This is a genomic window from Nocardia sp. NPDC052001 (assembly GCF_040680615.1).
In the GTDB taxonomy this organism is placed as follows: Bacteria; Actinomycetota; Actinomycetes; order Mycobacteriales; family Mycobacteriaceae; genus Nocardia.
Window position 1 is genome coordinate 208,478 of the sequence record NZ_JBFAXC010000005.1, and the last position, 17,026, is coordinate 225,503.

Below are 17,026 nucleotides of genomic sequence, written 5' to 3' on the forward strand. Positions count from 1 at the left end.
ACTTTCATTAACTGACGGTGGCGCGCAATGGAATTCGAGGTCTCTGCCATGATCAGGGGCTATGCGAGTACTGGTGCAGCGGGTGAGTGCGGCGGCGGTGACCGTCGATGACGAGGTGGTCGGGCGGATCGATCCGGCGGCGCACGGGGCTCCGCACGGGTTGGTGGCGCTGGTGGGAGTCACCCACGGGGATACCGAGGCGACCGCGAAAACGCTGGCGGACAAACTGTTCCGGCTGCGGATACTCGAGGGGGAACGGTCGGCCGCCGATCTGGGTGCGCCGATCCTGGTGATCAGTCAGTTCACGCTGTACGCCGATACCGCGAAGGGGCGGCGGCCGTCGTGGAACGCGGCCGCGCCGGGGGCCGTGGCCGAACCGCTGGTGGACGCGTTCGCCGCCGCACTGCGGGAGCTGGGGGCGACCGTGGCCACCGGGCGATTCGGGGCGCATATGCGGGTTGAGCTGGTGAACGACGGGCCGGTCACGCTGCTGCTGGAGGGCTGAGCACTCAGGTCGTGATCGGGTCGAGGACGCGCTCGACCAGTGCAGTGTCGCAGTGCTCGATGATTTCGGCGATGCGGCCGTCGGCCATACGCAGGATCAGGCAGTAGGTCTGGGGGTACGCCTCACCGCGGGTGGTGGTGCCGTAGCCGCGTGCTTGGACCACCACGCGGTCCTCGTCCGCCAGGACGAAATCCGCTTCCATGCGATAGCCGTCCGCGAACTGGGTCATGAGGGGGCGCAGCAGGCCGTGCAGGACTTGGGTTTTCGGCTCCCAGGTGCCCGCCCAGGACCAATTGCCGGGGAAGGTCCAGCGGCAGTCGTCGGCCATGGCTTCGCTCAGTGCGCGGGTATTGCCCTGCGCCAATTGGGTGAAGACGCCGCGGATGAATTCCTTGTTCTCGAGAGTGTTCACATCAGCGAAGCTACGGGCGCGCGAGTCATGCGACCAGCGACAGTCTGTCATATCTGGTATCACATTTGCGCATGGGTGAGTTCACGGTGACCGGGTTGCGGGTGGTGCGCGAGGCCGCGCGCACCGGATCGTTCACGCGGGCGGCGGAGCGGCTGGGGTACACGCAGTCGGCGGTATCGCGGCAGATCACGCTGATGGAACAGGCCGCGGGACATCCGCTTTTCGAGCGACAGGCGCGCGGGGTACGATCCACCGAAGCGTGCCGGATCGTGCTGCGGCACGCCGATATCGTGCTGGACTCGTTGGACACTGCCCGCGAGGAACTGCGTAATCCACGGCAGCCGAGCCGAATTCGCCTCGGAGCATTCTCCACCGCCACAGCCGCGCTGGTGCCGCGCGCCATAGCCCTTGCTGTGCAGCGTGATCCGGTGCTGGAGGTGCGGCTGCGAGAGGGAATGACACCCGGGCTGCTGTCCGCGCTCGCGCGCGGGCGCATCGACATGGCGGTGCTGTCCGGCGATATCGAGACGCCCGCCGGGGTGGAAGTCGAACCGCTGCTGGCGGATTCGCTACACGTGGCGGTACATCCGGCGCATCCGCTCGCCGGTCACATCGGACTCGCACCGGCGGCGCTGCGCGATGAGCGCTGGATCGTCGGCAGCGAAGATCCGCGCACCACACTGCTCGGGGTGTGGACGCACGCCGACTGGCAGCCGCACATCGCCTACATCGCACGCGACTGGGTGGCCAAACTCGGGCTCGTCGCGGCCGGACTCGGCGTCACACTGGTGCCCGGGCTGGCCGTACCGGCGCTTCCCGCAACGGTTTCCGTCATTCGCATCGACGATCCGGCGGCCCTGCGCCCGACCCTGCTGGCCTACCGCGCCGACGGGCCGGGCGGCGCACATCCTCTCGCCGAGGCGCTCCGCGACTCCGCCGCCCAGCTCACCGCCGAACTCCGTGCACGCCTGCGGAATTGAATGCGGTACGGATCAACCGGGCTCCGGCTCCAGCCGGTGGGCCCGACCAGGTGTGGGCGTTCGCGACTGCGCGCCTCAGGTCGGTCGCGGTCGTTCAGTTGCCCTGCCAGTACATGCGGTCGTCACCGCCGCGTCCGGGCGGCGGGGAAGGGCGGGGTTCGCGGGCCGGGGTGCTCAGGGCCAGGATGAAGCCGATGCCGCCGAGGGTGAGGATGACGCTGGGCCAGACCCAGCTGGTGGTCAGCACCATGGCCAGCGCGCCGAGGATCAGGGTGAAGGTGCTGACCAGCAGGCTTTGCGTATCTCGGTTCATGGCGCTTCCCTTCAGAACGGACTTGCTTGGCAGACAGCGCGAATGGAGACCGTCGCGTCGTCCAGATCCGAATCCTTCAGCCAGTGATACCCGGAGCCGGTGTATTTACCCAACTTCTCGCTGTCGGCTCGGACGCCATCCTGATTGTCGCCGCGATAGTTTTCCGATGCGTTGCGGAGATCTTTCAATTGTTCGGTCAATTCCGATCTCGCCGCCTGCAGGGTCGAGAGTTTGTCGCAGAGTTCGGTTTTCTGCACCGGCCAACTGGTCAGGCAGGCGATGCCGAACGCGATCACCGCGACGATCGCGAAGAAGGTGTTCAGGCCGCGCACCAGCAGTCGGCGGCCGAACACCTTGCCCGCCGACTCCGGCAGCTCGGGCAGCAACTGTTTGACCAGGAATCGGAAGACCAGGAAATTCGGGATCGCGTCGATGCCCTGGGTGATGCGGATGTCATCGCCCGCCTCAACCACGACCTGCCCCTGATGCACCCGAAAGGCCCGAAGGTCTTGCAGCGCAATGGTTTTCTTGCCGGTACCGAGCTCGACCGCCGACAGCGACCAGGCCCCGAACTCCACCCGCTGCCCAGCGCGCAATGCCTCGAGGGAACCCTGCGCCTGGCGCACCGCGATGGACTCCACCAATTCCGGACCCCATTCGTCCGGATTCGACAGACTTTCGGTGAGTTTCAGTTCCGCGCCGCGGATGTCGATGAGCCGGTATTCGTGGTTGGTATGGGTGTGCACGCCATTGCGATGTACCCGAGTTACCTTCTGCCACACCCTGGTTGAGGAATACAGCACCACCCGTACCTCGCCGCCCTGCAGCAGCGTGCACCCGTTCTCGTACAGATCGAGCCGGGAATCCCCCTTCAGCGCCAGGTATCCCTTGCGATGCGCGCCGAGCCGATTCACATCGGCGGTCTGCGCGATTCGCCGCAGCAGCTCCGGATCCTGATTCCCCACCTGCGCCCCGGCCATGCCCCTCCTAGCTCGATCACTTCGGGCTCAAACTATCCCCCGTGCGCGATCGCCGCAAAACAAACCGGTACGTTGCGAACTCGTTCTATTGGACCCACAAAAAAACGCACCCGTACCGGTAAAACCGGTACGGGTGCGAAAAACTTTGTGCCAGTGGCGGCTTGCCGCGGCGGACTACTCCGGACGCAAGGTCAGAATGCGCGGACCATCCTCGGTAACCGCAACCGTGTGCTCCCAGTGCGCGGCACGCGTGCCGTCGGTGGTCACCACGGTCCAGTCATCGTCGAGCGTCTTGGTCTCGGTGGTCCCGAGCGTCAGCATCGGCTCGATCGCCAGCACCGAACCCACCACCAGGCGCGGACCCTTACCGGGCGCACCCTCATTGGGCAGGAACGGATCCATATGCATCTCACGGCCGATGGCGTGACCGCCGTACCCGTCCACGATGCCGTACGAACGACCGTGCTCGGCCTCCGCGGCGTGCGTGCCGAGTTCGATGGCGTGCGAGATATCGGTCAGCCGCGCGCCGTCGATCATGGCGGCGATACCCGCCTCCATCGACAACCGGGTCGCCTCACTCAGCAGCCGATCCGCCTCGATGATGTTGCCGACCCCGAACGTCCAGGCCGAATCACCGTGCCAGCCTTCGAGAATCGCGCCGCAGTCGATGGACACCAGATCGCCCTCGGCCAGCACATCGTCCTTCGACGGAATGCCATGCACCACACGATCATTCACAGACGAGCAGATCGATCCCGGAAAACCGTGATAGCCCTTGAACGAAGGGATGGCACCGTTCTCGCGGATGAGCTGCTCTGCGACCTCGTCCAATTCCAGGGTCGAAACCCCGGGCTTGGCGGCATTGCGCACCGCCACCAGCGCACGGCCGACGATAGCGCCGGCCGCCGCCATGGCATCCAGTTCACCGGCGGTGCGGAACGGCACCACCTTCTTGTTCTTGCGGCCGAAGACCATTCAGTGACCCAGCGCCGCGAGTGCGCGTGCGTTCACATCTTCGATCTCGCCGACACCCTCGACGGTGACGACCAGGCCGTCATAGTGATCCAGCAACGGTTCGGTCTCCTCGCGGTAGACACGCATGCGGTTACGGATGGTCTCCTCGGTGTCGTCACCGCGGCCACGGGCCAGCATGCGCTCGACCACGACGTCCTCGGCGACCACGAAGCACAGCACGGCGTCGAGCTCATGGCCCGACTCCTTGAGCATCTTCTCCAGCGCGTCGGCCTGATCCACGGTGCGCGGGTAACCGTCCAGCACAAAGCCATTGGTCGCGTCCGGCTCCGCGATACGCGCCTCGACCATGCGGTTGGTCACCGTGCTGGGCACCAGATCGCCCGCGTCCATGTACTTCTTGGCTTCCAGGCCCAGCGCGGTCTGCTGGCCGATGTTCGCACGGAACAGATCCCCAGTGGAGATATGCGGTACACCCAGCTTTTCCGAAAGCAGCACGGCCTGGGTGCCTTTGCCGGCACCGGGCGGCCCGAGCAGAACAACTCTCACTTGAGGAACCCTTCGTAATTTCGATTCATCAACTGGCTCTCGATCTGTTTCACCGTATCGAGGCCGACGCTCACAATGATCAGCACCGCGGTACCGCCGAACGGCAGGTTCTGCACACCGCTATTGGTGCCGAGGCCCAGCAACAGGTTCGGAAGCACGGCGACGGCGCCGAGGTAGATCGAACCGGGCAGGGTGATTCGGCTCAGGACGTAGTTCAGATAGTCCGCGGTCGGCTTACCGGGCCGATAGCCCGGAATGAAGCCGCCGAACTTCTTCATCTCGTCCGCGCGCTCCTCCGGATTGAAGGTGATCGCGACATAGAAGTAGGTGAAGAACACGATCAGCGCGAAGTAGATCCCGACGTAGACCGGGTTGCTCGGATTGACCAGATACTTCTGGATGAGCTCCTGCCACTTGGCCGGATCTCCCGTGGTCTTCTGGGTCAACTGCGCCAACAGGTTCGGCAGATAGAGCAGCGAGGAGGCGAAGATGACGGGGATGACGCCCGCCTGATTCACCTTCAGCGGCAGATAGGTCGACGAACCGCCGTACATCTTCCGGCCGACCACGCGCTTGGCGTACTGCACCGGAATCCGGCGCTGGCCCTGCTCCACGAAGATGACGCCCACGATCACGACCAGCGCGGCGGCGGCCACCATCGCGGTGACGCCCCAGCCACGACCGTCGTAGATCGTCTTGCCCTCGGACGGGATACGCGCCGCGATACCCGCGAAGATCAACAGCGACATGCCGTTACCGACACCGCGCTCGGTGATCTGCTCGCCGAACCACATCACCAGGGCCGCACCGGCCGTCATGACCAGCACGATGATGATCATGCCGAAGACGGAGGTGTCATCGAGAATGTCTTTGGGGCACCCGCGCAGCAGCTGTCCACGCGAAGCGAGCGCGACCAGACCGGTCGACTGCAGAATCGCCAGCGCGACCGACAGATAGCGGGTGTACTGGGTCATTTTGTTCTGACCCGATTGACCTTCCTTGCGAAGTTCCTCGAACCGAGGAATCACAACGGTCAACAGCTGGATAATGATGCTCGCGGTGATGTACGGCATGATGCCGATCGCGAACACCGAGAGCTGAAGTAGCGCGCCGCCGGAGAAGAGATTGATGAGCTGATAGATGCCGGCGGAATCCCCGCCGTTGACCAGCGCCACACAGTCTTGGACGTTCTTGTAACTGACGCCCGGCGAAGGCAAGGACGCACCCAGCCGGTAGAGGGCGATCAGTCCCAGCGTGAAGAGAATCTTCCGCCGTAAGTCCGGGGTCCGGAAAGCCGACACGAAGGCGGAAAGCACAGATCCTCCTGGCGAACGACATAGGTCAGGCCATGGCTACAACGACGGAAACGCCGAATCCCCATGACGGTGTTGGCAGACAACACTTGAACTCTAACAGTGACACCGGACGAGCTCGCGACTCGTCCGGTGTCTCTGGTTAATTCAGGTTACCGTCAGGCCAGAACGGTGGTGGTGCCGCCAGCAGCGGAGATCTTCTCCACGGCCGAACCCGAGAACTTATCGGCCGAGACCTGAACGGCCACACCGATTTCGCCCTCGCCGAGCACCTTCACGAGCTCGTTCTTGCGAACGAGGCCGCGAGCCACGAGCTCGGACTTGCCGATGGTGCCACCCTCGGGGAACACCCGCGCGATGTCGGAGACATTCACGACCTGGTATTCGGTGCGGAACGGGTTCTTGAACCCCTTCAGCTTCGGCAGACGCATGTGGATCGGCATCTGCCCGCCCTCGAAGCGGACCGGAACATTCTTGCGAGCCTTCGTACCCTTGGTACCACGGCCCGCGGTCTTACCCTTGGAACCCTCACCGCGACCCACACGGGTCTTCTCGGTCTTGGAACCGGGGGCAGGACGCAGGTGATGCAACTTGATGGTCATGCTTAAACCTCCTCAACCTGAACGAGGTGGCGCACGACGTTGATCAGACCGCGGTTCTGCGCGTTGTCCTCACGGACGACAGTCTGGCGAATGCCACGCAGGCCGAGGGTCCGCAGCGACTCGCGCTGGTTACGCAGGGCGCCAATGGAGCTCTTGGTCTGGGTCACTTTGAGATCTGCCATGTCAGACTCCCTGTCCCGCACGTGCACGCAGCATGCCCGCAGGAGCCACATCCTCGATCGGGAGACCGCGGCGAGCGGCAACCTCTTCGGGGCGCTGCAGCATCTTGAGAGCAGCAACGGTGGCGTGCACAACGTTGATGGCGTTATCGCTACCGAGCGACTTCGCCAGAATGTCGTGGATGCCAGCGCACTCCAGCACGGCGCGAGCCGCGCCACCGGCGATCACACCGGTACCCGGCGAAGCCGGACGCAGCATGACGACACCGGCCGCCGCCTCACCCTGAACGGGGTGAGTGATGGTGGAGCCGATCATCGGAACGCGGAAGAAGCTCTTGCGAGCCTCCTCGACACCCTTCTGGATGGCCGCGGGAACTTCCTTGGCCTTGCCGTAGCCGACGCCGACCAGACCGTTGCCGTCACCGACGATCACGAGGGCGGTGAAGCTGAAGCGACGACCACCCTTCACAACCTTGGAGACGCGGTTGATCGCGACTACGCGCTCGAGCTGATTGCTCTTCTCGGCCTGCTGCTGATCGCGCTGACCGCCACGACCACGGCCGCGGCCGCCGTCACGATCGTTGCCACCCGCGTTGGGGCCATTGTTTCCGGCGGGACCGTTGTTTCCGCCGTCACGCCGCTGACGTCCCGGCATCAGACGTTCCTTCCGTTTGCAGTGTTGATCATCAGAACTTCAGCCCACCTTCACGGGCGGCGTCCGCGAGCGCCGCGATACGGCCGTGGTAGTCGTGACCACCACGGTCGAACACGACCGCCTCGACGCCGGCAGCCTTGGCGCGGGCGGCGATGAGCTCGCCGACCTTGGCGCCCTTGGCGGACTTGTCACCCTCGACGGCACGCACATCGGCCTCGATGGTCGACGCCGAAGCGATGGTCTTACCCACCGTGTCGTCGATCAGCTGAGCGTGGATGTGGCGAGCCGAGCGGTTGACCACCAGGCGCGGACGCACGGTGGTGCCTTCGATCTTCTTACGGAGACGGAAGTGGCGACGCGTCTTGGACAAACGACGACGAGTCGAAGCGTCGGTGCCCTTCGGCTTCCGCTTCAGCTTCTGGTTCTCAGTTTGTGCCATGGCTTACTTACCCGTCTTTCCGACCTTGCGGCGAACGACCTCGCCGGCGTAGCGGATGCCCTTGCCCTTGTACGGGTCGGGCTTGCGCAGGCCGTGGATAACCGCTGCGATCTGGCCGACCTTCTGCTTGTCGATGCCCGACACCGAGAACTTGGTGGGAGCCTCGACCGCGAAGGTGATGCCCTCAGGAGCCTCGACCGGGACAGCGTGGCTGTAACCCAGGGCGAACTCGAGGTTCGAGCCCTTGGCCTGCACGCGGTAACCGACGCCGAAGATTTCCATCTTCTTCTCGTAGCCCTTGGTGACACCCTCGATCATGTTGCTGATCAGGGTGCGGGTCAGGCCGTGGAGCGAGCGGTTCTGACGCTCGTCGTTCGGACGAACGACCTCGAGCTCACCGGACTCCGCCTTGGTGACGGTGATCGGCTCGGCGACCACATGCGACAGGGTGCCCTTGGGACCCTTCACCGCGATGTTCTGGCCGTCGATGGTCACCTCGACACCGGCGGGAACCGGGATCGGCTTCTTACCGATACGCGACATTGTTCCTACCTCCCTTACCAGACGTAGGCGAGGACTTCCCCGCCTACACTCTGCTGCTTGGCCTGACGGTCCGTGAGCAGGCCGGCGGACGTGGAGATGATCGCCACGCCGAGGCCACCCAGCACCTTGGGCAGGTTGGTGGACTTCGCGTAAACCCGGAGGCCCGGCTTCGAAACGCGACGCACGCCCTGCAGGCTGCGCTCACGGCTCGGGCCGTACTTGAGGTCGACAACCAGGTTCTTGCCGACGGTCGCATCTTCGATGCGGTAGTCGGCGATGTAGCCCTCGCGCTTGAGGATCTCGGCGATGTTCACCTTGATCTTCGAGTGCGGCGCCTTCACCTGATCGTGGTACGCCGAGTTGGCGTTGCGCAGACGGGTCAAGAAGTCTGCGATTGGGTCAGTCATGGTCATGAGTTGACCGCTACCTTTCTCGCCGCGGTTCCCATTCAGCACCGTCACACGGGCGGTCGTGGGCCTACGACAATTCGGTTCGGTCCAGCCGGGTATGCCCGACCGGATTAGCTATCGCCTTCCGAGCAAGCCCGCACACCGAGGTGCGGACATAGATGTGCCCAGGCAACCGGTTCAGTGTAGGCAACCCCTGCTCAGCCACCAAATCGGGGGTGGTGTGCGACTGCTCACGGCGGTTTCGGCGGGCAGATGCATAGCGCCGCAAACATTCGGCGATCTGAGTCACATCCACCGGGGACTGGATTGACACCGGGCGTTTCGCGCGGCTGTACTCGTGGCCGCCAGTTGTCTGGGACGGTAATCGCTTTCGGGGGGATGCGGACGCTTCATTGCGGTCGAAAAGCTCGAAAGACCCAATGCAAGAAGAGGTTTGGTACACACATGGCTCGTCACCGCAAGCAGTCCGCGGCACGCAACGCACTGTTCGGATCCGTCACCGCGGTGCCCATCGCCGCCGTGATCACCTTCGCCGGATCGGCACAGGCGGCTCCGCAATTCATCACGCCACAACCGGGGGTGACCACGCCGCCGAGCGCCCGGCAGCCGGGGGTGACCATCGCGCCGTCGGACTCGCTCGCGGTCGCGCATGATCAGGCCGCGCCCGATACCGATTACGGGGTGTCTCGGCCGATTCCGGCGCCCGCGTACACCGCGCCACTGGATCTCGGACAGTTGCACGCGCCCGAGCCCACGCCCCGGGTCGCGCCCATCGTTCCGGCTCCGGAGACGATCCGCATCGGCGACTTCACCGCTCCCGCCGGCAATTTGGTACCCAAAGGGCTGACCGATGGGGTGAACGCGACGGCCGCGAATCTCGAAGCGGATATCTCGACCTTCGCTCGGTCGATCGGCATTTCCCCGAATCGCTCGGATGAGCTCGCCGGTAGAGGTCTACTCGGCGCTACCACCGGTGCGGCCGCCGTAGGCGTGCCGTCGGCCGTGCTCGGCGGTACCGCCGGAGCCGCGCTGGCCGGGCTCGCGGGCGCGACCGCCGGTGGGCTCGCGGTCGGCGCCGGTGCGGGCCTCGCGGGGGCGACCGTCGGGGCGATCGGTGGCGGAGTGGTCGGCTCGGGTCTGGGCGCGGTCGGCGGCGGCGCGTTCGGTCTCGCGGCCGGAACCGCCATCGGGGCCATCGCGGGCGGGCTGATCGGCGGAACCATCGGCGGCACAGCCGGAGTCGGACTTCCCGCCCTGACCGGCGTCGGAATCGTCGTCACACCGGTCACGGGTGCGGTCGGCACCGTGACCGGTGGCGCCATCGGGGCGGCGATCGGCGCTGCGGTGGGTGCGGCGATCGGAGTCACCGCCGGAGTCGTCGGCGGCACCGTGCTCGGAGCCGGTGGGGGTGCGCTGGTCGGCGGGGCGACGGTCGGCGCGCTGGCCGGGCTGGCGGGCGTGGCGGCGGGCGGTATCGGGGGCGGCATTGCGAGCGGAACCGCCGGTGCGGCCGTCGGCGGTGCGCTCGCGGGTGCGGTCGGCACCGCGGCGGGTGTAGGAGCCGGAGCGCTCCTGGGCCTGGCCACCGGCGCGGCCTGACCACGAATACGGCTCGTGGGCAAGAGTTTCCGCCGCGTCCGCGGCGAGAAACTCTGCCGCCCAGAGGAGTTGAGAGTCTCTCGGTTTGTCGGAAGCGCCCGGCGTCGACGAAGACGGCCGAGCGCGCGGCGGCACTAGGCGACCGACACGATTTCCTCGCAACCGGTGCCCGCGCTGCCGGTGGTGTTGGGCGAGACGATGCGAACCAAAAGGTATCTTTCGGCTTCAACCTTAGCGAACTCGCCTATCGAGCGGCGCAGCCGTCGGCTACCAGGTCGCCAGGGGCGCGCATACCGATGGTGGCTATACCTGCCACGCAGTACCAGACCGCGGTCCGGTACTGCTTCAGCTGAACGTAGAACTTGTCGACCGGGCCCTGGGAAGGGAAACCGGGGGACGCGATGCAGCCGTAGCCGTTCAGTTGGTGCGAGCCCTTGGCGTCTACGCGGTCGCAGGCGAAAGTGCCGCCCTCGGGGTAGCCCGCGCCAGCGACTGCGGGCAGGGTGAAACCTCCGGCCACGACTGCCGCACCGACTACGATTGATGCACGAATTCTATTGCCCCACATGACTATTCCCTTCGAAGAGCTACCGAGCTCCCCGGCTCGGCCAACCGATCGTAGCCGGACGGACCGACAGGAATATGGCGGGGGAAATTTGTCAGGGTTCGGTGGGGTGGCGGGGCCCGAGGAGGCGGAGGGCGCCGGTGAGGGTGGCGGCGCCGAGGACGTCTTCGAGTTGTTCCCAGCGGGAGACGAGGTCGGCGAGCATGGTCATCATGACGTCGGGGAAGGCGTAGAGGAAGGTTTTGTAGCGGTAGTGGTCCAGGAAGTAGAGGCGGACCTGGGATTTGGCGGTGACGGTGGTGGTGCGGGCGTCGTAGAAGATGTCGTGGCTGCCCAGCACCGCGCCTCGGGACATGACGGCGGGTTCGTAGACGCCGCCGAAGTCGACTTCCACTTCGCCGTCGGCGATTACGTAGACGCCGTGGGCGGGGTCCTCCTCGCGGCAGATGAGATCGCCTGGGGTGTAGGTGATTTCGTCGAACATGGAGGCGAGGGTTTCCAGGTCGGCGTCTACCAGTGGCGCGAAGAGGCGGACACCGAAGGGGTCGACGCCCTCGGACAGGCAGGCGGTGCGGTCGCGCAGGGTTTCGAAGCTGTAGTGGCTCATGCGCATTCGGGCGAAGCGCTTCATGCGGTCGATATCGCGGCGCTGGCGGCGGGAGGTTTCGGTGGCGGGCGGGGTGTGCAGGGAAGGGTCGTCGGCGATGCGGGCCGCTTCGCGCAGGCCCGATTCATACGCGCTGTGCACGCAGCCCCAGTGGTAGCTGTTGGTGGCCTCGCCCGCGAAATACACCCGGTCGCCGATGGGTTCGGCGAGGATGTCCAGATCGCGCGGGGAGGCGTCGACGCCGATACAGGCGTAGGAACCGCGCGCATACGGGTCCGCGGACCAGCTGGTGCGCGAAATCTTTTGCGGTTCAGGCACATTCGTGCCGAAGATATCGGAGACGACGGTGGTCGCGTAATCGTGGACTTCGGTGTCGGACCAGGATTCCATTTCCCGGCCCAGCGATGCGCCGAGCAGCAGCACCAGGATTGGCTGGCCGTGTGACTTCCACATGCTGATCACGACGGTGGGATAGCGGTCGGTCTCGCGGCACATATAGCCGAAGACGTACTGTTCGGCGGGCCAGAAGCGGGCGTCGTAGTGCAGGGCGATTTTGTTGAGGGTCCCGAAACCGAGGCGCTCGACCGCACGGCGCTTGAGTTCGGGCAGCGGCGGCTCGAAGCCGATATCGCCCGCCTTGAGCACTCCGAGCGGGACCGTGACGAGCACCTTATCGGCGTCGTAGACACCTTTCGCGGTGGTGACCCGCACCGGGTTGCTCGCGTCGCCGTACGCGATATCGCTTACGGCACTGCATGTTTCGATATCGAGATCAGCCGCCAGCGCTCGCACCAGTGCTTGGTAACCACCGTGCAGAACACTGTCCCCGTACCCGTAGACCCGGTACCCGTCCTCCCAGTACTTGAAGGACAGCAGCCCCGGATCCTCGGCCACATCCTCGCGCAGAATCACATTGAGGTGATAGCGAATAGCCTGCTCATCGGCCGGTTCATACCCGCCCGCGGCCAAAATCTCATCCAGCACCGCGGCCAGCGAAACATCCGGATCCCCGTGCCGCCGAGCCAATTCCGCCCGCAGCTCCAGTTCGTGCAGCACCGCGTCCGCCAATTCCAGCGTGCGGTTCTTCATGGTGGCGGGCGCGGCCACCCGATCCGGCCCGAACAGCGTGAGACTGTCGAACCCGCCCGTATACGAACTGTCCCCACCCACATATCCGTACGGCAGCTCCAGCCGCTCCACGAGTTCGGTCAGCGGATTCCCTTCGGTCCCGTGAATCCAATGCGCCCCGAGATCAACCCCGTCCGCATCGGTCCAGATCCGCCCCCCGATCCGATCCCGAGCCTCCAGCACCGTCACCGCGTATCCGAGTTTGCGAAGGGCTTGCGCAGCAGCCAATCCCGCGATCCCCGCACCCACCACCACAATCGATCCACGCGGCTGTGTCATAGCCACAGTATCGGCGAGAGCGGTGGCGCCGGACCGGGAAATGGTCTTGATGGTCGGTCGTTCAAACACCGAAAGCCCCCACACCGGAAAATTCCGGCATGGGGGCCTTCGATCAAGTTGTCAGCTCACGAGGGAGCTGAGCTCACCAGGAGCTCTTGTGCACGCCCGGGAGCTCACCGCGGTGCGCCATTTCGCGCAGGCACACGCGGCAGAGGCCGAACTTGCGGTAGACCGCGTGGGGGCGGCCGCAGCGCTGGCAGCGGGTGTAGGCACGCACCGCGAACTTCGGCTTGGCGTTGGCCTTGTTGATCAGAGCCTTCTTAGCCATGGATCAGTTCTCCTTGAACGGGAAGCCGAGGTGCTTGAGCAGGGCACGGCCTTCTTCGTTGTTGGTCGCGGTGGTCACCACGGTGATGTCCATACCACGGGGGCGATCGATGCGGTCCACGTCGATCTCGTGGAACATCGACTGCTCCGAGAGGCCGAAGGTGTAGTTGCCGTTGCCGTCGAACTGCTTCGGCGACAGGCCGCGGAAGTCGCGGATACGGGGCAGCGCGATGGAGATCAGGCGATCCAGGAACTCCCACATGCGGTCGCCACGAAGGGTGACCTTCGCGCCGATCGGCATGCCCTCACGCAGCTTGAACTGCGCGATGGACTTGGTGGCCTTGCGGATCTCGGGCTTCTGGCCGGTGATCAGGGTGAGGTCGGCGACCGCACCGTTGATCAGCTTCGCGTCACGGGCGGCGTCGCCGACACCCATGTTCACGACGACCTTCACGACACCCGGGATCTGCATCACGTTGTCGTAGTTGAACTCGCTGTTCAGCGCGTCCTTGATTTCGGCGCGGTAGCGCGCCTTCAGGCGCGGCTGCACCTTGTTCTCAGTCGAAGTCATCTCAGATGTCCTTCCCGTTGCGACGGGAGATGCGAACGCGCTTGCCGTTCTCATCGGTGCGGTAACCGACGCGAGTCGGCTTGCCGTCCGAGTCCACAACCATCACGTTGGAGGCCTGGATCGCAGCTTCCTGGGTAACGATGCCGCCGGAGCTGGCGCCACGCTGGTTCGCGGAGTTCGCGACGTGCTTCTTGATCCGGTTGACGCCCTCGACCAGGACCTTGCCGGTCGCCGGGAAGGCCTGAATGACCTTGCCCTTGGCGCCCTTGTCCTTGCCCGAAACGACGATCACGGTGTCGCCCTTGTGCACCTTCATGGTCAGAGCACCTCCGGGGCCAGCGAAACGATCTTCATGAACTTCTTCTCGCGCAGCTCACGGCCGACCGGGCCGAAGATGCGGGTGCCGCGCGGATCGTGATCCGGCTTGATCAGCACCGCGGCGTTCTCGTCGAAACGGATGTACGAGCCATCCGCGCGACGGCGCTCCTTGGTGGTGCGAACGACGACGGCCTTGACGACCTCGCCCTTCTTGACGTTGCCACCCGGGATGGCGTCTTTCACGGTGGCGACGATGATGTCGCCGATACCGGCATAGCGACGCGACGAACCACCGAGCACGCGAATGCAAAGGATTTCCTTGGCACCCGTGTTGTCGGCGACGCGCAGTCGCGACTCCTGCTGAATCACTTCAGCTCCTCCTAGACCTGGACGAAATGCACGCCGGATTGCCGACCCGACGGGCATGGTCAGTTGCCCTTCGCACGCGCGCCTGCCAGCGGTTTTCACCGATCTGGGAAGACCGAACCGCTGTGGGTTCGCGGCCGAAGTGCGGGCATAGCTCCCGCAGGCAACCGGACAAGTGTAGCCAAGCCGCAGGTGGCAGCGAAATCGGGGTCGGTTCGGCGGTTATCGCAGGCGACACCGGGCGTGGATTCAGCTGATGCTCAGCCTCGACTATTAGCGTCGGGCCGACCGAGCAATACCCGATTATCCGATATGAGGAGATTCGCGTTGACCTCTGCGCGCCCCTTCGCTGTTGATCGCCGGAAGTTCCTGATCGCGCTGGGGGTGTTGCCTGCCGCCGCGCTGTTGCCGGGATGTTCGAGTTCGGAGCCCGCGAAAACCGCCGCGCAACTGATCGGACCGGATATGTCCGGATCGAATCCGGCGATCCGGCCGCAGGACGATCTGTATCGGTTCGTCAACGGCAAATGGCTCGACGAGTATCAGCTGCCGCCGGACAAGACCTCGTTCGGCACCTTCGACGAGGTGCAGGACCGGGTCGAGGAACAGCTCCGGGACATCATCACCGGGATTCACGATCCGAAATCCGGGACCGATGAGCAGAAGATCCGGGATCTGTACGACGCGCGGCTGGATCTGAACGATATCGAGACCCTCGGCATGCAGCCGCTGCAGGATCTGTTCGCAAAGATCGACGGGGCGCAGACCAAGCCGGATCTGGCGAAGGTGATGGGCGCGCTGCCCGGGGTGGGGTTGATCGGGCTGATGGTCGGGGCCGATCCCAAGAACTCCAATGCCTATCTGGCGCAGGTCCAGCAGTCCGGGACCGGGCTGGATCAGCAGTACTACCTCAAGCCCGCGAATGCCGACAAGCTCACGGCGTACCGCACTTTCATGGCGCAGATCGCCGGTGGCGCGGGATTCGCCGATCCGGTGGCGCTGGCCGGGCGCGTGGTGGATCTGGAGGGCCGCATCGCGGCCGCGCAGTGGACCAATGTGCAGCTGCGCGATACCGATGCCGGGTACAACCCGCGCAGCTGGGCCGAATTGGTCGCGCTCGCACCGGGATTCGATTGGGATCCGTGGCTGGCTGGCAATACCGACCGGCCGAAGAACCTGTTCGACAGGGTGAATGTCGGGCAGCCCTCGTTCATGACCGCGGCCGGGGACCTATGGCAGCAGGTCGATATCGCGCAGTGGCGTGACTATTTGAAGCTCGCGCTGGTGCGCGGGTTCGCGCCGTATCTGCCCAAGGCGATCAACGACGCCAATTTCGACTTCAATTTCACGGTGATGGCGGGGGTGAAACAGCGGCCCGAGCGCTGGAAGTCCGCGGTGGCGACGATCAACTCCAATCTCGGGGACGCGCTCGGAAAGCTGTACGTGGACAAGCACTTTCCGGCCGAGGCCAAGAAGCGGGCGGACGACATGGTGGCGGATCTGCGGGCCGCCTACAAGGAGAATTTCACCAACTCCAGCTGGATGTCGCCCGATACCAGGACCGCGGCCATCGCCAAGCTGGAGAAGATCGACGCCAAGATCGGATACCCGGCCAAGTGGGAGGACTATTCGTCCGTCACGGTCACGCGCGGCAAACTCATCGAATCCATCCGCGCGATAGGCGAATTCGAGGCCAAGCGGATGTTCAACCGGCTCGGCACGCCGGTCGACAAGACCGAATGGGGTATGCCGCCGCAGACGGTGAACGCCTACTACAACCCGAGCGCGAACGAGATCGTCTTCCCGGCCGCGTTCCTGCAGCCGCCGTTCTTCGACAAGGACGCGCTGCCCGCGGTGAATTACGGTGCGGGCGGGGCGGTCATCGGGCATGAGATCGGGCACGGGTTCGACGATCAGGGCTCCAAATACGACGCGGACGGGAATCTGCACGACTGGTGGACGCCCGGGGATCGGACGGCGTTCGAGGCCAAGACCAAGCTGCTGATCGACCAGTACAACGCGCTGGTGCCGACCGGGCTGCCCGCCGATCAGCATGTGAACGGCGAACTCACGGTCGGTGAGAATCTGGCGGATCTGCGCGGGCTGGAGATCTCGCTGGCCGCGTACCGGATGCTCGAAAAGCGCGGCGGCAATACCAATCCCGATTTGAAGCCGATGTTCGAGTCGTGGGGGCGGACCTGGCGCACCAAGCAGACGCAGGAGGCCCTGGAGGATCAGATCGCCAATGATCCGCACTCCCCGGCCGAATTCCGCTGCAATCAGGTGGTGCGCAATCTCGCCGATTTCTACGAGACGTATCAGGTGAAGGACGGCGATAAGGAGTTCTTGCCGCCGGAGCAGCGCGTGAGTCTCTGACTCGAGCGCCCGCCCGCGACAGTGACATCCCGCCCGCG

22 protein-coding genes are annotated in these 17,026 nt (G+C 64.9%); 4 read left to right on the forward strand and 18 right to left on the reverse strand.

What is annotated here, in order from left to right:
- Positions 1–61: 61 nt before the first annotated feature.
- The gene (dtd, locus tag AB0L82_RS25065; protein ID WP_364640971.1) at positions 62–505 is read left to right on the forward strand and encodes a D-aminoacyl-tRNA deacylase; all 444 of its coding nucleotides are present in this window, start codon (positions 62–64) and stop codon (positions 503–505) included.
- Positions 506–509: 4 nt separating this feature from the next.
- Here the strand turns inward: dtd and AB0L82_RS25070 are convergent, their stop codons facing one another.
- Positions 510–917, reverse strand: coding sequence for a nuclear transport factor 2 family protein (locus tag AB0L82_RS25070; protein ID WP_364640974.1), 408 nt, complete (start codon positions 915–917; stop codon positions 510–512).
- Positions 918–988: 71 nt separating this feature from the next.
- Between AB0L82_RS25070 and AB0L82_RS25075 the strand changes: the two genes are divergently transcribed.
- Positions 989–1,897: a LysR family transcriptional regulator gene (locus tag AB0L82_RS25075; protein ID WP_364640977.1), complete on the forward strand. Its 909-nt coding sequence runs from the start codon at positions 989–991 to the stop codon at positions 1,895–1,897.
- A gap of 94 nt (positions 1,898–1,991) precedes the next feature.
- On the opposite strand, the gene AB0L82_RS25080 is transcribed toward AB0L82_RS25075, so the two are convergent.
- From AB0L82_RS25080 to rpsH, 11 genes are all read right to left on the reverse strand, one after another.
- Positions 1,992–2,210, reverse strand: a complete 219-nt coding sequence (locus AB0L82_RS25080; protein WP_364640980.1) for a hypothetical protein — start codon at positions 2,208–2,210, stop codon at positions 1,992–1,994.
- Between the two features lie 11 nt (positions 2,211–2,221).
- A complete protein-coding gene (locus tag AB0L82_RS25085) occupies positions 2,222–3,190 on the reverse strand; it encodes a DUF6585 family protein (protein ID WP_364640983.1) in 969 nt (322 codons plus the stop codon).
- A gap of 174 nt (positions 3,191–3,364) precedes the next feature.
- Positions 3,365–4,165 carry a type I methionyl aminopeptidase gene (map, locus tag AB0L82_RS25090; RefSeq protein ID WP_364640986.1) on the reverse strand — a complete coding sequence of 267 codons (801 nt, stop codon included), beginning with the start codon at positions 4,163–4,165 and terminating at the stop codon, positions 3,365–3,367.
- Positions 4,166–4,711 carry an adenylate kinase gene (locus AB0L82_RS25095; protein ID WP_364640989.1) on the reverse strand — a complete coding sequence of 182 codons (546 nt, stop codon included), beginning with the start codon at positions 4,709–4,711 and terminating at the stop codon, positions 4,166–4,168.
- Positions 4,708–6,027 carry a preprotein translocase subunit SecY gene (gene secY, locus AB0L82_RS25100; RefSeq protein ID WP_364640992.1) on the reverse strand — a complete coding sequence of 440 codons (1,320 nt, stop codon included), beginning with the start codon at positions 6,025–6,027 and terminating at the stop codon, positions 4,708–4,710. Before secY ends, AB0L82_RS25095 begins: the two co-directional genes overlap by 4 nt.
- A gap of 155 nt (positions 6,028–6,182) precedes the next feature.
- Positions 6,183–6,626, reverse strand: a complete 444-nt coding sequence (gene rplO / locus AB0L82_RS25105) for a 50S ribosomal protein L15 (protein WP_364640995.1) — start codon at positions 6,624–6,626, stop codon at positions 6,183–6,185.
- A gap of 2 nt (positions 6,627–6,628) precedes the next feature.
- Entirely contained in the window at positions 6,629–6,808 is a 180-nt protein-coding gene (gene rpmD, locus AB0L82_RS25110) for a 50S ribosomal protein L30 (protein ID WP_153809684.1), read from the reverse strand.
- Position 6,809: 1 nt separating this feature from the next.
- On the reverse strand, positions 6,810–7,460 hold the full coding sequence (gene rpsE / locus AB0L82_RS25115) for a 30S ribosomal protein S5 (protein WP_067574578.1): 651 nt from the start codon (positions 7,458–7,460) through the stop codon (positions 6,810–6,812).
- Positions 7,461–7,491: 31 nt separating this feature from the next.
- Complete coding sequence (rplR, locus tag AB0L82_RS25120; protein ID WP_364641000.1) at positions 7,492–7,899, reverse strand: 50S ribosomal protein L18; 408 nt, start codon at positions 7,897–7,899, stop codon at positions 7,492–7,494.
- Between the two features lie 3 nt (positions 7,900–7,902).
- Positions 7,903–8,442, reverse strand: a complete 540-nt coding sequence (rplF, locus tag AB0L82_RS25125; RefSeq protein WP_364641003.1) for a 50S ribosomal protein L6 — start codon at positions 8,440–8,442, stop codon at positions 7,903–7,905.
- A 14-nt stretch (positions 8,443–8,456) separates the two neighbouring features.
- Positions 8,457–8,855 (reverse strand): 30S ribosomal protein S8, encoded by a 399-nt coding sequence (rpsH, locus tag AB0L82_RS25130; protein WP_364641006.1) that lies wholly within the window; start codon positions 8,853–8,855, stop codon positions 8,457–8,459.
- Positions 8,856–9,296: 441 nt separating this feature from the next.
- On the opposite strand from rpsH, the gene AB0L82_RS25135 reads away from it, so the two are divergent.
- Positions 9,297–10,451: a hypothetical protein gene (locus AB0L82_RS25135; protein ID WP_364641009.1), complete on the forward strand. Its 1,155-nt coding sequence runs from the start codon at positions 9,297–9,299 to the stop codon at positions 10,449–10,451.
- A gap of 244 nt (positions 10,452–10,695) precedes the next feature.
- Here AB0L82_RS25135 and AB0L82_RS25140 read toward each other — a convergent pair whose 3' ends face one another.
- The 6 genes from AB0L82_RS25140 to rplN form a co-directional block, all read right to left on the reverse strand.
- Positions 10,696–10,971, reverse strand: coding sequence for a hypothetical protein (locus AB0L82_RS25140; protein ID WP_364641012.1), 276 nt, complete (start codon positions 10,969–10,971; stop codon positions 10,696–10,698).
- A gap of 139 nt (positions 10,972–11,110) precedes the next feature.
- Entirely contained in the window at positions 11,111–13,030 is a 1,920-nt protein-coding gene (locus AB0L82_RS25145; protein ID WP_364641015.1) for an FAD-dependent oxidoreductase, read from the reverse strand.
- 142 nt (positions 13,031–13,172) lie between these two features.
- A complete protein-coding gene (locus tag AB0L82_RS25150; protein WP_029923637.1) occupies positions 13,173–13,358 on the reverse strand; it encodes a type Z 30S ribosomal protein S14 in 186 nt (61 codons plus the stop codon).
- 3 nt (positions 13,359–13,361) lie between these two features.
- On the reverse strand, positions 13,362–13,928 hold the full coding sequence (gene rplE, locus AB0L82_RS25155) for a 50S ribosomal protein L5 (RefSeq protein WP_364641018.1): 567 nt from the start codon (positions 13,926–13,928) through the stop codon (positions 13,362–13,364).
- A gap of 1 nt (position 13,929) precedes the next feature.
- Positions 13,930–14,244 (reverse strand): 50S ribosomal protein L24, encoded by a 315-nt coding sequence (rplX, locus tag AB0L82_RS25160; RefSeq protein WP_153808457.1) that lies wholly within the window; start codon positions 14,242–14,244, stop codon positions 13,930–13,932.
- A 2-nt stretch (positions 14,245–14,246) separates the two neighbouring features.
- Entirely contained in the window at positions 14,247–14,615 is a 369-nt protein-coding gene (rplN, locus tag AB0L82_RS25165) for a 50S ribosomal protein L14 (RefSeq protein WP_364641022.1), read from the reverse strand.
- A gap of 324 nt (positions 14,616–14,939) precedes the next feature.
- On the opposite strand from rplN, the gene AB0L82_RS25170 reads away from it, so the two are divergent.
- Positions 14,940–16,988 (forward strand): M13 family metallopeptidase, encoded by a 2,049-nt coding sequence (locus AB0L82_RS25170; RefSeq protein ID WP_364641025.1) that lies wholly within the window; start codon positions 14,940–14,942, stop codon positions 16,986–16,988.
- Positions 16,989–17,026: the final 38 nt, after the last annotated feature.